Annotated in this window: 18 protein-coding genes; 3 read left to right on the top strand and 15 right to left on the bottom strand. The window is 71.1% G+C overall.

Annotation, left to right across the window (positions count from 1 at the left end; genetic code table 11):
- The 15 genes from ACWCSU_RS14685 to ACWCSU_RS14615 form a co-directional block, all read right to left on the bottom strand.
- Positions 1 to 2466, bottom strand: a 2466-nt coding sequence (locus ACWCSU_RS14685; RefSeq protein ID WP_449935357.1) for a PQQ-dependent sugar dehydrogenase, incomplete at its 3' end; no start/stop codon positions are given.
- A gap of 69 nt (positions 2467 to 2535) precedes the next feature.
- A complete protein-coding gene (locus ACWCSU_RS14680; protein WP_449935355.1) occupies positions 2536 to 3651 on the bottom strand; it encodes a hypothetical protein in 1116 nt (371 codons plus the stop codon).
- Positions 3648 to 4418 (bottom strand): WecB/TagA/CpsF family glycosyltransferase, encoded by a 771-nt coding sequence (locus tag ACWCSU_RS14675; protein ID WP_357692311.1) that lies wholly within the window; start codon positions 4416 to 4418, stop codon positions 3648 to 3650. The genes ACWCSU_RS14680 and ACWCSU_RS14675 overlap by 4 nt, the downstream gene beginning before the upstream one ends.
- A 52-nt stretch (positions 4419 to 4470) precedes the next feature.
- Positions 4471 to 5406, bottom strand: coding sequence for an endonuclease/exonuclease/phosphatase family protein (locus ACWCSU_RS14670; protein WP_449935353.1), 936 nt, complete (start codon positions 5404 to 5406; stop codon positions 4471 to 4473).
- An 8-nt stretch (positions 5407 to 5414) separates the two neighbouring features.
- The gene (gene rfbD, locus ACWCSU_RS14665; RefSeq protein ID WP_357692315.1) at positions 5415 to 6266 is read right to left on the bottom strand and encodes a dTDP-4-dehydrorhamnose reductase; all 852 of its coding nucleotides are present in this window, start codon (positions 6264 to 6266) and stop codon (positions 5415 to 5417) included.
- Between the two features lie 13 nt (positions 6267 to 6279).
- Positions 6280 to 7209, bottom strand: a complete 930-nt coding sequence (rfbB, locus tag ACWCSU_RS14660) for a dTDP-glucose 4,6-dehydratase (RefSeq protein WP_357692317.1) — start codon at positions 7207 to 7209, stop codon at positions 6280 to 6282.
- Positions 7206 to 8273, bottom strand: a complete 1068-nt coding sequence (locus ACWCSU_RS14655; protein ID WP_449935349.1) for a glucose-1-phosphate thymidylyltransferase — start codon at positions 8271 to 8273, stop codon at positions 7206 to 7208. Before ACWCSU_RS14655 ends, rfbB begins: the two co-directional genes overlap by 4 nt.
- Before the next feature lie 2 nt (positions 8274 to 8275).
- The gene (locus tag ACWCSU_RS14650; RefSeq protein ID WP_449935347.1) at positions 8276 to 9730 is read right to left on the bottom strand and encodes a sugar transferase; all 1455 of its coding nucleotides are present in this window, start codon (positions 9728 to 9730) and stop codon (positions 8276 to 8278) included.
- 270 nt (positions 9731 to 10000) lie between these two features.
- Positions 10001 to 10351, bottom strand: a complete 351-nt coding sequence (locus tag ACWCSU_RS14645; protein WP_357692323.1) for a hypothetical protein — start codon at positions 10349 to 10351, stop codon at positions 10001 to 10003.
- A 72-nt stretch (positions 10352 to 10423) separates the two neighbouring features.
- On the bottom strand, positions 10424 to 11053 hold the full coding sequence (locus ACWCSU_RS14640; RefSeq protein ID WP_449935778.1) for a GntR family transcriptional regulator: 630 nt from the start codon (positions 11051 to 11053) through the stop codon (positions 10424 to 10426).
- The gene (locus ACWCSU_RS14635; protein ID WP_449935344.1) at positions 11053 to 11955 is read right to left on the bottom strand and encodes a DMT family transporter; all 903 of its coding nucleotides are present in this window, start codon (positions 11953 to 11955) and stop codon (positions 11053 to 11055) included. Before ACWCSU_RS14635 ends, ACWCSU_RS14640 begins: the two co-directional genes overlap by 1 nt.
- Before the next feature lie 18 nt (positions 11956 to 11973).
- On the bottom strand, positions 11974 to 12351 hold the full coding sequence (locus ACWCSU_RS14630; RefSeq protein ID WP_357692327.1) for a hypothetical protein: 378 nt from the start codon (positions 12349 to 12351) through the stop codon (positions 11974 to 11976).
- Between the two features lie 100 nt (positions 12352 to 12451).
- Positions 12452 to 12946 (bottom strand): GNAT family N-acetyltransferase, encoded by a 495-nt coding sequence (locus ACWCSU_RS14625; RefSeq protein ID WP_449935341.1) that lies wholly within the window; start codon positions 12944 to 12946, stop codon positions 12452 to 12454.
- Between the two features lie 22 nt (positions 12947 to 12968).
- Positions 12969 to 13328 (bottom strand): MmcQ/YjbR family DNA-binding protein, encoded by a 360-nt coding sequence (locus ACWCSU_RS14620; protein WP_357692331.1) that lies wholly within the window; start codon positions 13326 to 13328, stop codon positions 12969 to 12971.
- A 39-nt stretch (positions 13329 to 13367) separates the two neighbouring features.
- On the bottom strand, positions 13368 to 13787 hold the full coding sequence (locus tag ACWCSU_RS14615; protein ID WP_357692333.1) for a VOC family protein: 420 nt from the start codon (positions 13785 to 13787) through the stop codon (positions 13368 to 13370).
- A gap of 156 nt (positions 13788 to 13943) precedes the next feature.
- Here ACWCSU_RS14615 and ACWCSU_RS14610 point away from each other — a divergent pair, with 156 nt between their 5' ends.
- From ACWCSU_RS14610 to ACWCSU_RS14600, 3 genes are read left to right on the top strand one after another with little or no spacing between them, the layout of a single operon-like run.
- Positions 13944 to 14363 (top strand): hypothetical protein, encoded by a 420-nt coding sequence (locus tag ACWCSU_RS14610; RefSeq protein ID WP_449935340.1) that lies wholly within the window; start codon positions 13944 to 13946, stop codon positions 14361 to 14363.
- A 32-nt stretch (positions 14364 to 14395) separates the two neighbouring features.
- Positions 14396 to 15223, top strand: coding sequence for a hypothetical protein (locus ACWCSU_RS14605; protein ID WP_449935338.1), 828 nt, complete (start codon positions 14396 to 14398; stop codon positions 15221 to 15223).
- Between the two features lie 30 nt (positions 15224 to 15253).
- Positions 15254 to 16207, top strand: a complete 954-nt coding sequence (locus ACWCSU_RS14600; RefSeq protein WP_449935336.1) for a helix-turn-helix domain-containing protein — start codon at positions 15254 to 15256, stop codon at positions 16205 to 16207.

Here is a 16207-nt window from a genome sequence, read left to right as displayed (position 1 = left end):
CGTCATCCCGTTCGTCAGACGCAACGAACTCGAATCGGCCACCGTCACCCAGCTCGACGTGCCGTCGAACGACAACGCCTGGCCGTACTTGCCGGTCAGGGACCACGCCGTGTTCGCGGCCGTGCCGTTGTTGCCCTTGCCCGAGGCGTCGGCGACCGCCGTGCCGGCGCCCGCGTCCATGCCGTACGCCGCCACCAGGCCGTCCGGCACCTGGGACTGCTGGTAGGTCGCGGTGTAGGTCGCCGCGCCGGCCGGCGCCGTGACGTTGTGCGTGGCCGCGCCGCCGTCGGACCAGGAGGTGAGCGTGTAACTGGAGCCGCCGGAGCTCTGCGGTGAGGGCGCGGAGACCGAGTTGTGGGAGCCGACGATCACCGTCCTGGTGAAGGGGGCGACGGTCTGCTCGCTGTTGAAGCCGAGTTGCAACCCGGCGGGCACGGTCTGGAAGGTCAGGTTCACCGTCTTCGGCTGCAGCAGCACGCTCTTGGTGTCGGTCAGGCCGTGCGCGTCGGTCACGGTCAACCGGAGTTCCAGGTGCGACGGGTATTCGTGGTCCGGCGGAGCGAAGGAGCCACCGGTGCCGGTGAAGGTGGTGATCTCGTGCTCGTGGCAGGTGCCGGGGCAGTGATGCATGATCAGCTTCCACTGCATCCGCGAGCCGGGGATCGTGCCGTCCTGGGCGTCGGTGCCGGTGCCGGAGAACGTGATCGTGTCACCGACGGCCCACGTCAGCGAGGGCGACGGGGAGTTGATCGTCGCCGTGGGGGCCGTGTTGTTCACGTTGATCGTGACGGTCGCGTTCCCCTGGCCGCCTCGCCCGTCGTCGGTCCGCAGCTTGACCACGTAGGAGCCCGGTTGCGCGTAGGTGTAGGAGGGGGTGGCCGAGGTGGAGTCGTCGTGGTCGCCGTCGCCGTCCAGGTCCCAGCGGAAGGTGAGCGGGTCGCCGTCGGCGTCGGCGGATCCGGCGGAGGTGAAGTTCACCGTGAGCGGCGCGTTGCCCGAGGTCGCGCTGGCGCCGATGACGGCGGTCGGCGGGATGTTGTTGTACAGGTATCGGATGATCTGCCCGTTGGTGTAGTCGACCGCGAACAGGTCGCCGCCGGGGCCGGTCTGCACCTCCACGGCGGGCATGCCGGAGTCGAACGTGGTCACCGTCGCCGGGTCGGGCAGGCCGTTCGCGCCCTTGGTCATGACCCAGACGCACGACCTGCTGAAGTCGGAGAAGAACAGCGCGCCGTCGTAGGCGGCCGGGTAGGAGCCGCCCTCGTAGAACGCGACGCCGCTGGAGGACGACCCGCCTGACGGGCACGGGTCGTTCGGGGCGGGCTTGGAGGCGTGGTTCCAGGCGAAGTACGGCTGCGTCACCGCCGCCGGGCCCGCCGCGTACAGGTTCTCACAGAGAGTCAGGTTCAGGTTGTCGTAGCCGCCCTGCCGGGCCGGGCCCTCGTAGCAGGGCCAGCCGAAGTTGCTGACCGGGCCGGTCGGAGAGGTGATGCGGTTGATCTCCTCGTAGGTGTTCCAGCCGACCTCGCCCGCCCAGATCTCGTTCGTGCCGGGCCGTACGGTGATGCGGAACGGGTTGCGCTGGCCGTAGGCGATGATCCGGGCCGCGTTGGGGTCGCTGCTCCCCGCGTTCGGGTTGCCGGGGGCGGCGGCGCCGGTGTCGGGGTCGATCCTGATGATGCTGCCGTTGAGGCCCGCCGGGTCGCCGCCGGTGCGCAGGTCCTGCGAGCGCAGCGCGCCGCCCTCGGCGGCCGGCGGGCTGAGCGCGGTGCCGACGGGCGAGGGCGGGTCACCGCACGGGTTGTCCGGGGTGACGTCGGAGCTGGTCAGGTTGTCCTGGCCGTAGTCGGCGAAGTTGAAGCTGGCGCCGTCGCCGCCGCTGGCGTAGAGCATGCCGTCGGGGCCGAACGCCAGGTCGCCGACGGAGTGACTGGGGTGCTGCTGGCACCAGTCGGTAATCAGCGGGGTCTCGGCCACCGAGCCGCCCGAGGGCGTCAGCACGGACAACCGCCCGGTGATCAGGCAGCCGTCACCCGTCGCGCCGGGCGGGGTCGGGCACGGGTCGGCACTCGCGCCCGCGGTGCCCCAGCGCGGCGCGCTGCCGCCGGGCACCGCGTCGTAGGAGTACAGCACGTAGATGCGCGGGTCGGCCGGGAAGTCCGGGTGCAGGGCCAGGCCGAGGAGCCCGCGGTCCCAGAAGTTGTGCACCTGCGTGCGCAGGTCGGCGTAGATCGCCGGTGTGCTGTCGGTGAGGGAGTCGAAGACCTTGATCAAGCCGCTCTTCTCGGCGACGAACACCCGGCCGTCGGAGGCGAACTCGATGTTGGTCGGATTGGTCAGCCCGCTGAAGACCACCTGTCTCTGGAAGCTGCTCGGCAGTGCCTGCGCGGGCGGTGGCGCGACGATGGCCAGCCCGGTCGTGATCAGCAGGACGGAAAGGAGCGCATGGCGAAGCCGCCGTAACACGGGAACCCCCTTGAAACGGAAATATCCCCCGAGCCCTGAATCGATCTATCGCACCGATTCAGGGCCAAGTCACGCGCTTTGTCCGCAACTGGCCAGCCACGCGTACAGCAGCCACCCCAGCTCGTACGGCCGGCACTCCCGGTCCACGGCGACCGGCGGATAGACCCGGTCCAGCACGCCGAGCCGCGACCCCCTGTGCACGCCCGTCGCCATCGCCCGCAGCCCGCGCACCAGCTTGCGGGGGTCGTCCCTGGCCTCCTTGCGCCAGGTCAGCGCCAGATCGTCGAGCACGAACGAGGGCCGCTCGATCATCCAGTCGAGCCCCTTGGAGATCTCCGCCACGTACGCCGTGCCACCCGCGTCAGCCAGGTCCAGCAGCGCCATCGGCCCCATGGAGAGCTGGTGGACGCTGTAGACGGGATACCCCTCGACCACCGAGCCGGTACGGGCGTCGTAGTGCCACCACCACTCGCCCCGCGGCCCCTGGGCCCGGCAGATGCCCGCGGCCACCTGCTCGGCGGCCCGCAGCGCCTCGGCGTCGCCGGTGGCCGCGTGCAGCCTGGCCAGCGCCTGGAGCGGGTAGACCTGGTCGGCGAAGCACCCCACGTGGGCGCGGTAGCGGGGCACCAGCGGGCCCCGGCCGAGCGCGTGCGGGTAGAGCCGGTTGCCGGCCAGCCCGCCGAGCAGCCGCTCGCGGGCCCGTTCGGCGCGGCCGTCGCGCACCCCGGCCGCGACCAGGGCGGCCAGCACCCACGCCGCCTCGACGGTGTAGATCTGCTCGCCCGCGTCCAGCTCGGCGAGACGGCTCAGGGCCTGGTCGAGGTCGGCGTGCCCGCTCTCGGCCGCCGCCCAGCAGATCAGCGCGGCGTCACCGGCGCCGGTCACCTCGGGGAGCCGCTTGACCAGGTTCCCCACCAGGTCGAGGACGTCGTCACCGGCCAGCGCCGCCCGCTGCCTGGACTCCTCCATGGTGGCCACGCCGAGCGCGACGATCGCGGAGTAGCGGGTGCTGCGCCCCTCCGGCACGGCCGTCCAGGTGCCGTCGGCCTGCTGCCGGCCCCGGCGGGTGAAGACGAAGCCGCCGTCGCGGTATCCGGGGGGCAGGCCGCGTACCGACAGGTCCAGCATGTCCCGCACGAAGTCCTGGTGGCCGGAGCTCAGCAGAGCGATCCGGTGATCCGTCACGTCGTCTCCTCGATCCTGCGTCTGACACCGGCCCACTCCCTGATCACCAGGAGCAGGAATCTGCCGTTGGTGCGCACGTAGCGCGGCCCGAGCCGCAACGGCTCCTGGAGCATGCGGTAGAGCCATTCCAGCCCTAATCGCTGCCAGCGCAGCGGCGCCCTCCGGGTGCGCCCGGCCAGCACATCGAACGAGCCGCCCACGCCGTGGATGATCCGCGCGCCGGTGCGCTCCCCCCACTCGCGGATGAAGATCTCCTTCTTCGGCGAGGTGATGCCCAGGAACAGCAGGTCGGCCCGCGAGGCGGCGATCTCGGCGGCGACCTCGCCCGACTCCTCCGGCGCGAAGTAGCCGTCGCGGGAGCCGGCGACGGCCAGGCCCGGGTAGCGGGCGCGCACCTCGTCCAGCACCCCGGCCAGCACCTCGGCGGTCGCGCCGAGGAAGTAGGCCCGGTAGCCGCGCCGGGCGCCCTCGGCCATCAGCTCGGTGAACAGGTCGATGCCCGCCACCCGCTCGGGGAGGCGGTGGCCGAGCACCCGCGCGGCCCAGACCACCGACTGCCCGTCGGCCAGCACGAGGTCGCTGTCCAGCACCGACTGGCGCAGGGCGGCGTCCGCGCGCATGTTGACGACCTTGGCGGCGTTCACCACGCCGATGGTCAGCCTGCCGTCCGCCGCGACGGCCGCCACGCAACGGTCGATCACCTGGCTCATGGTGAGGGCGTCCAGCACGGTGCCGAACACCGTCTTCCTCTCCGGCAACCTCGTCATCCGTCCCCCTGGGTGTCCATGACATATCGGTCTCAGCTCCGGAAACGTCACATCAAGGAAGGACCAGCTCGGTGAGCGTCGCCCGGTGGTCGGTCCTCGGCACCCGCAGGGTCTGGAAGCTCCGGATCGCGATCCGCCGGTCGGCCAGCACGTGGTCGATGGCCACCTTCGGGAACAGCCGCGGCTGCTCGTAGTAGGGCCACGTCATGGAGAGCCCCTTCCCGGTGACGTCGGCGGCGTCCCGGTAGCCCGTGGCGATCAGGTCGCGCAGCACCGCGTGGTCGAGGGTGGAGTTGAAGTCCCCGGCCAGGATCCGCAGGGGCGCCGCGGCGGGCGGCAGCGCCCGGATGCTGGACGCCCAGCACGCCGTACGCCAGCCCTCCGAGGGCGCGCACGCGTGCACCGCGACGATCTCGGCCTCCCGCCCGCCCGGCAGCGTGACGACGGCGGGCAGGTGGCGCGGGCTCTCCTCGAAGGGCGGCGCCGCGATCGACAGGTCCGCCGCCCGCAGCGGGTAACGCGAGTAGATCGCCGCCCCCGACGAGTCCTCCCCCGGCAGCACGATCCGGTACGGCAGCAGCCGCGCCAGCCCCAGCTCCTCCACCCGCTCCCGCATCAGGCCGGTGAACTCCAGCAGGTTCAGCACGTCCGGCCGCTCGCGCTCGACCGTCTCCACCAGCACCGGCGGCAGCACGGAGGAGTGCAGCAGGTTGACCGCCATCACCCGCAGCACCGGCCCGGCGGCCGGCGGGTTGCCCTCGGGCACCGCGCGCGGCACGACGGCCACCGCGAACGCGCACGTCACGGCGAGCGCGGCGGCGATCAGCGGCCAGGAGCGCAGGTGGAACGCGAAGCCCAGCGGCACCACCGAGAGCGCCGCCGCGTACGGCGTGAACGACACGAGCTGCGACCACAGGAACTTCGGCTCCCACCCGGACAGCCGCAGCCCCGCCCACCCCGCCAGGCCCGCCACCATGAGCCACAGCACCGCGCCACCTACGCGACGCCGCACCGGCGCCCGTGCGTCAGCGCCGGCCAGGCCGCGCGCAGCGCCTGGTCCCAGTCCCGGATCGGCTCTCCCCTGGTGTGCGCGAGCACGCTGTTGGCCGGACGCCGGGCCGGCCGGGGGAAGCCCGCCGAGCTCACCGGGCGCACCCGCTCCGGGTCCAGGCCGAGCAGCGTGAAGATCTCCTTGGCCAGGCCGCACCATGTCGTCTCCCCGGAGCTGGTGCCGTGGTAGACGCCCGGCGGCAGCTCGGACTGTGCCAGCCGTACCAGGTAGTCGGCCAGGTCGGCGGTCCACGTCGGCTGGCCGTGCTGGTCGTCGACGACGTCCACGGTGTCGCGCTCGGCCGCCAGCCTGATCATGGTGCGCACGAAGTTGGGGCCGGCCGCGCCGTACAGCCAGGCGCTGCGCACCACGTGGTGCCCGTGCTCCAGCGCCGCCCGCTCACCGGCGAGCTTGGTCCTGCCGTACGCGTTCACCGGCGCGGTCGGCGCGTCCTCCGGGTACGGCGCCGGCGCGGTGCCGTCGAAGACGTAGTCGGTGGACACGTGCACGAGCCGCGCCCCGGCCCGCGCGCAGCTCTCGGCCAGCCAGCCCACCGCGTGCCCGTTGATCTCCAGCGCCTCGGCCTCGTGGGTCTCGGCGTCGTCCACGGCGGTCCAGGCGGCGCAGTTGACCACCACTCCGGGCCGGTAGGCGGTGACGAAGTCGCGGACCGAGCGCCGGTCGCACAGGTCGAGCTCGGAACGGCCGAGCGCGAGCACCGGATCGCCGGTCCGCGCCGCCCGTTCGAGCACGTCGGCGGCCAGCATGCCGCCGCCGCCCGTGACGAGCCACCTCATGACAGACCTCCGGTCACGAGGGCCACCAGTCGCGGTGGTCGGCGTACCAGCGGACGGTGTCCTTCAGCCCCTGGTCGAACGGGATCTCCGGGCGGTAGCCGAGCTTGCGCAGCTTGGCGTCGTCCAGGGAGTACCTGCGGTCGTGGCCCTTGCGGTCCTCGACGTAGCGCACCGAGTCCCAGTCGCGGCCGCAGGCTTCGAGCAGGCGGCCGGTCAGCTCCTTGTTCGTCAGCTCGGCGGTGCCGGCGATGTGGTAGACCTCTCCGGGCTCGCCCTTCTCGGCGACCAGGCGGATTCCGGCGCAGTGGTCCTCGGCGTGGATCCAGTCGCGCACGTTGCCGCCGTCGCCGTACAGCGGGACCTGGCGGCCGCGCAGCAGGTTCGTGACGAACAGCGGGATCAGCTTCTCGGGGTACTGCCGGGGGCCGTAGTTGTTGCCGCAGCGGGTGATCGACACGTCCAGGCCGTAGGTGATCGCGTACGAGCGGGCGATCAGGTCGCCGCCCGCCTTGCTGGCCGCGTACGGCGAACGCGGGCGCACCGGCGCGGACTCGTCCCAGGAGCCGATGTCGATCGACCCGTAGACCTCGTCCGTCGAGACCTGGACGACCTTCGGCGTGCCCGCCTCCAGGCACGCCTGGAGCAGCGTCTGGGTGCCGAGCACGTTGGTCCGCATGAACTCGGCGGCGGCGCCCTCGATCGACCGGTCGACATGGGACTCGGCGGCGAAGTTCACCACCAGGTCATGACCCGGGACGACCTCGCGCAGCAACTCCGCGTCGCAGATGTCGCCGTGGACGAACTCGTGGCGCACGCCTTCGAGGTTGGCGCGGTTCCCGGCGTAGGTGAGCTTGTCGAGGACGGTCACGTACGCGTCGTGCAGCCCCCGGACGAAGTGGGAGCCGATGAACCCCGCGCCGCCCGTCACCAGAATTCTTGTCATGTAGTGATCTGTACCTTGCTGTGATCGCCCAGCACGAGACGGTGGGCTCTGGGCGTGTTGGGCGCTCGGGTGACCTCGACGTCGTGGCCGATCAGGGACGCCTCGATCCGGCCCACGCCGTCGATGGACGCCCGAGGCAGCAGGATCGAGTATTCGATCTCGCTGCCGGTGACCACGCACGACGCGCCGACCGAGGTGAACGGCCCGACGTAGCTGTCCTGGATGCGCGCACCCCGGCCGATGATCGCCGGGCCGACCACGCGGGAGCGCTCGACCACCGCGTCCGGCTCGACCACGACCCGGCCGATCAGCTCGCTGGCCTCGTCGACCCGCCCGCGCACGCCGGGCTCGACCGACTCCAGGACCAGCCGGTTGACCTCCAGCATGTCGGTGACGTTGCCGGTGTCCTTCCAGTATCCCGAGATCACCGACGACTCCACGCGCAGCCCGGCCTCGATCAGCCACTGGATCGCGTCGGTGATCTCCAGCTCGCCCCGCCACGACGGCTTGAGCTCGGCGACGGCGGCGTGGATCGCCGGGCTGAACAGGTAGACGCCGACCAGCGCCAGATCGCTCTTGGGGCTGGCCGGCTTCTCCTCCAGGCCGACCACGCGGCCCTCCGCGTCCAGCTCGGCGACCCCGAACTGGCCGGGGTCGCCGACTCTGGTCAGCATGATCTGCGCGGCGGGCCGTTCCCTCGCGAACCTGTCCACCAGGTCGTTGATGCCCCCGACGACGAAGTTGTCGCCCAGGTACATCACGAAGTCGTCGTCGCCCAGGTACTCGCGGGCGATCAGCACGCCGTGCGCCAGCCCGAGCGGCGTCTCCTGGCGGAGGTAGGTCACCTGCAGCCCGAACGCCGAGCCGTCCCCGACGGCCGACTCGATCTCCGCCTGCGTGTCCCCGACCACCAGGCCGAGCTCCCTGATCCCGGCCGCCGCGATGGCCTCCAGCCCGTAGAACAGGACCGGCTTGTTGGCGACGGGGACCAGCTGCTTGGCCGAGGTGTGCGTGATGGGCCGGAGCCGTGTGCCCGACCCCCCGGCGAGCACGAGTGCCTTCACTGCTAGTAAGCCCCTTCTCCACGGGTGACGACGGACCAGGTCTTCCACAGGATCTGCAGGTCGAGCAGGAGCGACCAGTTCTCCACGTAACGCAGGTCGAGCCGTACGGACTCCTCCCACGTCAGGTCGGAACGGCCGCTGACCTGCCAGAGGCCGGTCATGCCTGGCTTGACCACCAGGCGGCGGCGCACGTCGGCGCCGTACCTGGCGACCTCCTCCGGCAGCGGCGGACGGGGGCCGACGAGGGACATCTCACCACGGATCACATTGAGCAGCTGCGGCAGCTCGTCCAGGGAGTAACGGCGCAGGAAGGCGCCCACCCGGGTGATCCTTGGATCGTTCCTTATCTTGAACAGCACCCCGTCGAACTCGTTCGCCTCGAGAAGCTGGTGCTTGAGCCGTTCCGCGTCGACCACCATCGTGCGGAACTTCACCACCCGGAACTCCCTGCCGCCCCTGCCCACCCTGGTCTGGTGGAACAGCGCGGGACCCTGGCTGGTCACCCTGATCACCAGGGCGAGCGCCAGCAGCGGCAGCGCGAGCACCAGCAGGGCCGCGCCGGCCACCAGGCGGTCGAAGACCGACTTCGCGAACTGCCGCGTGCCGTCGAACTCCGGGTGCTCCACGTGCAGCAGCGGCATCCCGGCCACCGGCCTGATGCTGATGCGCGGGCCGGCGACGTCCATGAGCGCGGGCGCGACGAACAGGTCCGTACGCGCCGTCTCCAGGCTCCAGGCCAGCCGGCGCAGCGCCGCCCCGTCCAGTTCGGGACAGGCCAGGACGGCCACCGCGTCGGCCCGCGAGTGGGCCACGACCTCGGCGACGTCGCCGAAGGAGCCCATCACGGGGATGCCGTCGAGGTCGACGTCCAGCGTGTCGTGCGGCAGGCAGGCCCCGACGACCTGCATGCCGTGGTGCGGCTGGCGGCGGAACTGCACGACGAGGTCGAGGATCGACTCCCGGTGCCCGACCGCGATCACCTGCCGCATGTACTCGCCGATCGCCCGCCTGCGATGCAGCCGCTTGCGCATGCGGTAGCGGAAGTAGAGCGTGGCGATCAGCACCAGCGGCAGCATCGCCATGACGAAGCTGCGCGCGATGGCCGTCTGCGTGGCGTAGGCCAGGACGGCCGTGGTGGCCATCAGCCCGATCCCGCCGGTGAAGACGGCCTTGAACTCCTCCGGGCCCTCGCCGTTGGCGCGCTGGCGGTACGCGCCTCCCATCTTGAGCGCTGCCGGCCACGCGACGAGCAGGCCGAGCCCGAGCACGTACTCGGCGATCGGCACGTACACGCCGGAGGCCAGGCGTACGCCCAGCACGCACACGCACGCGAGCAGCGCGCATGCCGTGTCTCCGCCTAACAGGAGCCGCAGGTACGCCCGGGTCCAGATGCTGGACTCAAGGCGTGGCGCGGCCTTGAGGAGCACAGCAGTGGACTCCCCAGTCCCCACCCTCATAGCACCACCCTGTGATAACTGCTTTCACCGCGATAACAGGACGTTCCTTGTGCCACATAGGTTGACAATGACCCATGCGTTATCAAGGGCGGCGGCCCCCACTAAAGAGTAAAGATCGATTCCAACCTGGGGAATAACGGGAAATGTCCACAATCGGACGTCGATCTAGGGGTTTCGGGGGTTGACGGAACGGTCCAAAAGTGCAGCACGCAGGCGAGGAAATGTGATGTTTATGGCGATATTTCGCCAGGTAACAGGCTAGCGAACGCGCTAGTCGTACTCCAGATCCGGCAATGCGGACGGCGGATCAGGGCTGCGCCACACGACCACAACCCCGTCACGCGCGGAATCGGCGGCCAGGTTCAGCCGGTCGAGATCGAAATCGGGCAAATAGCGTAGACGGGCGAGAAAGGTGGCATCAGTCGCGGAACGCGGCACCACGCAGCCTTCGCCCTCACGATCGAGCAGGATGAAGAGAACGTCTTCCCCGGATTCGGTGGCGACCCGGACCTCCGCCACGTCCTCCCACGCAAGGGCCTCGACGCTGCCGTCGGCGTAGTGACGGGTGACGCCCTCTTCGGTGACATATACGTAGGAGTCCGGCATCGGGTTGCCGTGCATGGCCGCGATTCTTGCGAGTTCCGGGCTTGTCCCGCAAGGGCTCGCGCTCAATGACGGCCATGGCGTTTCCGTTCAGGAACGCTCGGGACTGCCCCAGTTGTGGCTGAGATGCGCCGCTACGGCCGCCTGTGCCGCCTCCGCCGGGCCCGCCGCGATGGCGTCGAGCAGTTCGCGATGCTCGCGGACCAGGACGTCCCGGTCGCGGTAGACCTCACGCAGACGGACCATGCCGAGCCTGGTCTCGGCGGCGAGCGCGGCGTAGAGGCGTACGAGCCGCCTGCTGCCGGCCGCCTCGATCAGCGCCTCGTGCAGGGCCATGTGCTCGGCCACGGTCGCCGACCACGGCGCGTCGGCGGGCAGCTCCTCCCATCTGAGCAGCGCGGCCTCGGCGTCGGGGACCCGGCGGCCGGCGACGGCCCGGGCCATGAGGTCCTCCAGGGGCCGGCGCACGTACATGAGGTCCTGGAGGTCCGCGATCGTCACCTCCGGGACATAGGCGCTGCGGTTGCGCTCGCGCCTGAGCAGTCCCTCGTGCACCAGACCGGCCAGCGCCTCGCGCACGGTCGGCCTGGCCACGCCGTACGACGCGGCGATCTCCTGCTCGGGCAGCGACGTCCCCGCCGCGATCTCGCCGGAGAGCACCCGGCTGCGCAGGGCGTCGGCGAGCGCGCCGACCGTGGAGACGGGTTTGAGGGGCAACATCACGGCTGTGATGCTAGTGCCGTTTCCGCGACGCGTTCCCTGCCGCGTTCCGGCACCGCCACCGCCACCAGGCCGAGCACCAGCAGCACCAGCCCGGCGACCGAGAGCGGGGCCAGGCGCTCCCCCAGTACCAGCAGGCCCAGCAGCGCGGCGACGGCCGGCTCGGTCAGGGCCAGCGTCGCGGCCGTGGCGACCGGCGTGGTACGCAGGCCGCGCCCGTACAGGACGTAGGACAGCGCGGTCGTCCCGAGGCCCAGGTAGAGCACGGCGAGCAGCGAGCGCGGCTCCCCCATCCAGCCGACGCCGCCGACCAGCAGCACCGGCAGCATGACCACGGCGGCGCCGCCGAACATCACCCCCATCACGGCGTCCGACTCGGCCCCCTGCTCGATGGCCCTGGCGGCGGAGACCGCGTAGAAGGCGTAGAGCAGGCCGCCGAGCAGCGCGAACAGCACGCCCGACACCAGCCGCCCGCCCGCCTGCGCGCCGCCGCCGACGATCAGCGCCGCGCAGCCGCAGACCGCCGCCGCGGTCGCCAGCGCCCACCGCCCGCTCGGCCGCCGCCGGTGCAGCACCCAGGACAGCACGCCGGTGAACGCCGGCCCGCTGCCGATCGCGACCACCGTGCCGATGGCCACCCCGGTCCGCGCGACCGCCGCGAAGAAGCACAACTGGTACGCCGCCACCGCCAGCGCGGCCAGCAGCAGCCCCGGCCGCAGCACCCGCCTGAGGCCGGCCCTCGCCAGCAGGCCGAGCGCGGTGCCGCCGATGACCAGCCGGGCGGCGGCCAGCGCGACCGAGTCCACCGAACCGACCGACCCGACCGAGACGAGCAGCCCCGCGGTGCCGGCGGTGCCCCAGAGCGCGGAGGCGCCCACGACGGCGAGAGGTCCGTTCTTCATGCCTCCATTGTCAGACAATTAGACAATTTCGTCCAGAAGTCCGTCCAGCATGCGGTCAGCGGGGGCGGCGACGTCGCCGGCGTAGTCGTCCAGGACGGTGAGCGCGTCGTGCACGTTCGGCAGGCTCCGGCGCGGCAGCTCCAGCAGCGGCTCGCCCTCGGCGGTGATCCCGCCCTCCACGTGGAAGGCGTCGCCGGAGACGGTGAGGGAGACCTCGAAGAGCACCTCGCGGCCGTCGGGCAGGGTGAACGCGGTGCCGGTGCGCACGCCCGAGGGTGGGACGAAGCGGGTGAAGGGGTTGCCGCGCACGAAGGGGTGGCGTAAGTCGGCGAGGATCTCGGCCGCCCTGCTCAGGGCCGCCAGCAGCCCGGCCGCGGCCCGGCTCTCGCTGTCCACCCGGAAAAGGGTAGTTCACCCCACCACCACGTGACCAGGCCGGCCGATCACCCCGGCCCGCCGCCCTGCTCCGCCGCCACCGGCCCGCCGCGGGGCGGGGTCAGTCGGTGGCGAGGCGGGCGTGGCGCTCGACGTCGTGGCGCACGCCCTCGTAGCAGAGCTTGCCGCGCTCGATGCCCTCGGCCAGGAACCCCGCCTTGGTCGCCACCCGGCACGACGCCGGGTTGTCGGTGCGGTGCCCCAGCTCCAGCCGGAAGAGCCCGCGCTCGCCGAACGCCCAACGGGCCAGCTCCTCGGTGGCCGCCGTCGCGATCCCGAGCCCCCGGTGTGAGGGCAGGACCCAGTAGGACACCCACCCGTTGTCGTGGGCGTCGATCCCGGCCACCGCCACGTTCCCGACCACCCTGCCACCCTCGACGGTCACGGCGAACGCGTGCCCCACGCCCGTCCAGGACGTGATCCAGCCCATCGCGTCCTTGAGCGTGACGACGGGGAAAGGCGACTGGCGGCGCAGATCGGGCGTCTCGAACGCACGCAGCACGACCGGGGCGTCGTCCTCACACCATTCGCGCAGCCGGATGTCGATGAGGGTCACGCTGCCCGAGACTACCTGCGGCTCATGACGGGGCGATCTGGTGCGCCTCCTCGAACGCGCTGACCAGCGGCCGGGGCGCGGTCAGGCACCACGCCTCGGCCATCAGCTCGAACAGCTCGTCGGCCTCGATCTTGTCGAGGTGGACGACGACCCACCCGAAGCGCCCGGCGGTGAACTGCACCTCGAACACCTCGGGCCGCTCGGCCACCAGCGCGAGCTGCTCCTCGATCGTGGCCTTGACCCCGACCGTCTCGGTCTTCTCCCACAGGTAGCCAAAGCCCTTGCCGTTGACCTTGAAACCGACCCACTCCGCGCTGGGATGCTCGGTCACCTCCGGCAACCCCCGCACCAGATCAAGGAACTCGTCGACGCTCACACCCATGCCGTCTGTCTACCAAACCCGACCGACAACCTCGCCGGCTCAGCGGTAGTGACGAACCTCGATGACGTTGCGGTCCGGGTCGGGGAAGAAGATGGTCTCGGGGGCGATGCCCTGGGCGCCGAAGGAGTTGGAGCCTCTGCCGGTGACCTCGATCCCGTGGTCCTTCAGCCGGACCTGCAGCGCGTCGAAGTCCTCCCGGCTCACCGACAGGCAGAAGTGGTTGATCTGGTGCCCGGCGCTGCCCGTCACCCCCGTGCCCTCCTCCACGCCGTTCGACACGTCGTGCGCCATCAGGTCGATGATCGTCTCATCGGTGATCCGTACGCTCGGGAACCCCGCCTTGCCTTCGCGGAACTCCTCCCCCCGGACCCCCGGCAGGCCCACCACCTGCTCGTAGAAACGCAGGGCGGCGAGCTGGTCGGAGACCCAGAGAACGAGATGGTCCAGACGCGCATCCATGTAATAGATCCTCCTATTCCCGTCCAATATCCGTTGCGCGCATGCCGCTGTCCAATTGGGGGCCCCTGCGGGGGACGATCGTCTCCTGATCGAAAGGTGGAATTCACGCGTGGTTTCTCTGTCCCGCTGGATGGCCGATCCGTCAGTATTTGTCCCATGGTGAAGACGGTCGGGATCGAGCCGATGCCCTTCGTCGTACGGGCCGCCAGGTTCGTCATGACGCTTCAGGTGGCGTTCGGCCTCGTGAGGCTGGTCTTCCTGGTCGGAGCGGTGTTGCCCGCCTTCGCGCCCGGCCCGCTCCTGCTGTTCGGGGTGCAGGTGACGTTCCTCCTGCTGACCGGATGGCTGATGGAACGCTTCGGCGCCCGTAGGGCGTGGACGCTCTGGGCCGCCGTCGCCCTGGAACTGCTGCAGGTCGGCGGGGCCGTCGCGGTGGACGCGCTCGACCCCGGCCTCGACCTGGAACGGGTGCTCTTCGCGACCGTCCTCGGGCCGCTGCCCGTCGTCGTCCTGCTGCTCCTGCCGCCGTCCTGGCGCTGGTTCTCCAGCCGGGACCGGGCGGACACCCCCTCTTGACAGCAGTGGGCGCAGAACGTCCATGATCGAGTATGAATGCGTTGATCCGTGCGGCGCTCGTGGGGGCCGTGGTCGGCCTGGCACAGGCGGTCATCGCCTTCCACGGCCCCGATGACGCCGCGGGCAACCTGCTGCTGATGCTGTTCGCGACCCTTCCGCTCGGCATGCTGCTGTCCTGGTACGCCATGTTGCGGAACTGGTGGCTCGCCTCGCTGCTGGGGCAGTTCGCCCTCATCGCGCTGTACGCCGGCCTGAACGTGACCGCCCCCGTCTCCGTCATGGTCGGCTTCGGCGCCTGGCGCGTCGGCCTGATCAGCATGGCCGCCGGGGCGTGCGGCTACGCGCTGGGAGCGGGCATCGCCCTGCCGGTTGCCGCACCTGTGCGCGTCTCGGCGGTCGGCGTGGCCGCGTCCCTGTTCCTGGCGGCGTGGTCGAACCAGGACGTGATCGCACTCGCCGCCCAGTCGCAGGCCATGACCGCCCGGGACACCTCGAACGTCGTGCCCGACCTGCCCGGTTTCCGGCTGGACGAGGTGGAGGTCCGCGGCCCGGAGCTCTCCCTCAGGTACGAGCGCGCCCCGGACATCCTCCTGGTCGAAGTCCTGCCGGAGACCATGCCCCCGGCGCAGGCCTGCGCTGACGAAGTGGATCGCCACGAGGACGAGACCTGCGTGCAGGCGGCGCCGGACCTCTGGATCCTGAGAGATGACTTCGGCAGCGTCGTGTTCACCGCCCATGGGAACACCCTCGTGCGGCTCTCCGGCGAGGACATGGACGAGAAGCAGCTGCTCGCCGCCGCGGCCACCCTGCGGCCGGTCGGCCTCTGGGAGCTGGCCGCGCCCGCGTACGAGCGACCGTGATGCTGCCGGACAGCCGGAAAGTGATGAGAGATGCTGGATAGGCTGGGGTTCAGCGACGAGGAGGAGGTCGTCTATCTGGAGCTCCTGCGCCGCCGCCGGGTGACGATCCCCGACGTGGGCGAGGCGCTGGACCTGCCGGTGGCGGCCGTGACGGCGGCCGTGACGCGGCTCGTCGCGCTCGGCCTGGCCAGCCGCGACAACACCGGGTTGTACATGGCCGTGCCCCCCGACGTCGGCCTCGGCACGCTGATCGCCGAGCGCCAAGCCGCGTTGCAGCAGGTGCAGGGCAGGCTGGCCGAGCTGGTGGAGGTGTACCGCACGGGCGCGGCCTCGCCCGCGGGCGAGATCGAGGCGCTCACCACGCCGGAACAGCTCGCCACCTGGCTCGGCAACCTGGAACGCGGCGCCCGCCGGGAGGTGCTGGCCTTCTTCCGGCCTCCGTACGTGCTCGACGTCAACCTCGACGACTCCACCAGCGCCCTGGCCACCTACCGCTACGTGTACGAACGCGCCGCGCTGGACGACCCCAGGGCCCCGGCCGAGATCGCCAGGTTCCTGAAGGGCGGCTACGAGATCAGGATCGCCGTCGAGCTGCCCAGCAAGATGATCATCGTGGACCGGGAGGTCGTGCTCCTGCCCGTCCTGCCCGACCAGACGAGCGTGGAGCCGGGCTTCCTCCTGGTCAGGGGGCAGTCCCTGGTCCATCTTCTGGTGGAGTTGTTCGAACGGGTGTGGCAGGCGGCGACCCCGCTGCGGCTCACCGCCACGAGCGTGACCGAGGGGGTCGCGGCTTGGGACGACACCGATGTCGCGCTGATGACGTACCTGCTGTCCGGGATGCCGGACAAGACGGTCGCCAGCCGGCTCGGCACCAGCGAGCGCACCGTCCAGCGCCGGATCCGGCGGCTGATGAAGCTGGCCGGGACCGACAGCCGCATGCAGCTCGCCTGGTACGCGGCCCGGTCCGGCATGATCCCGCTGTGA

The sequence above is a fragment of the Nonomuraea sp. NPDC001699 genome (assembly GCF_053596455.1).
This window is presented reverse-complemented; position numbering and strand designations above follow the sequence as displayed.

Bases quoted from the DNA above. Each gene is read 5' to 3' on its own strand.
- rfbB (WP_357692317.1), bottom strand. From the start codon at position 7,209: ATGACAAGAATTCTGGTGACGGGCGGCGCGGGGTTCATCGGCTCCCAC.
- ACWCSU_RS14650 (WP_449935347.1), bottom strand. From the start codon at position 9,730: ATGAGGGTGGGGACTGGGGAGTCCACTGCTGTGCTCCTCAAGGCCGCG.
- ACWCSU_RS14610 (WP_449935340.1), top strand. From the start codon at position 13,944: ATGGTGAAGACGGTCGGGATCGAGCCGATGCCCTTCGTCGTACGGGCC.
- ACWCSU_RS14615 (WP_357692333.1), bottom strand. From the start codon at position 13,787: ATGGATGCGCGTCTGGACCATCTCGTTCTCTGGGTCTCCGACCAGCTC.
- ACWCSU_RS14645 (WP_357692323.1), bottom strand. From the start codon at position 10,351: ATGCACGGCAACCCGATGCCGGACTCCTACGTATATGTCACCGAAGAG.
- rfbD (WP_357692315.1), bottom strand. From the start codon at position 6,266: ATGAGGTGGCTCGTCACGGGCGGCGGCGGCATGCTGGCCGCCGACGTG.
- ACWCSU_RS14640 (WP_449935778.1), bottom strand. From the start codon at position 11,053: ATGTTGCCCCTCAAACCCGTCTCCACGGTCGGCGCGCTCGCCGACGCC.
- ACWCSU_RS14605 (WP_449935338.1), top strand. From the start codon at position 14,396: ATGAATGCGTTGATCCGTGCGGCGCTCGTGGGGGCCGTGGTCGGCCTG.
- ACWCSU_RS14620 (WP_357692331.1), bottom strand. From the start codon at position 13,328: ATGGGTGTGAGCGTCGACGAGTTCCTTGATCTGGTGCGGGGGTTGCCG.
- ACWCSU_RS14635 (WP_449935344.1), bottom strand. From the start codon at position 11,955: ATGAAGAACGGACCTCTCGCCGTCGTGGGCGCCTCCGCGCTCTGGGGC.
- ACWCSU_RS14600 (WP_449935336.1), top strand. From the start codon at position 15,254: ATGCTGGATAGGCTGGGGTTCAGCGACGAGGAGGAGGTCGTCTATCTG.
- ACWCSU_RS14675 (WP_357692311.1), bottom strand. From the start codon at position 4,418: ATGACGAGGTTGCCGGAGAGGAAGACGGTGTTCGGCACCGTGCTGGAC.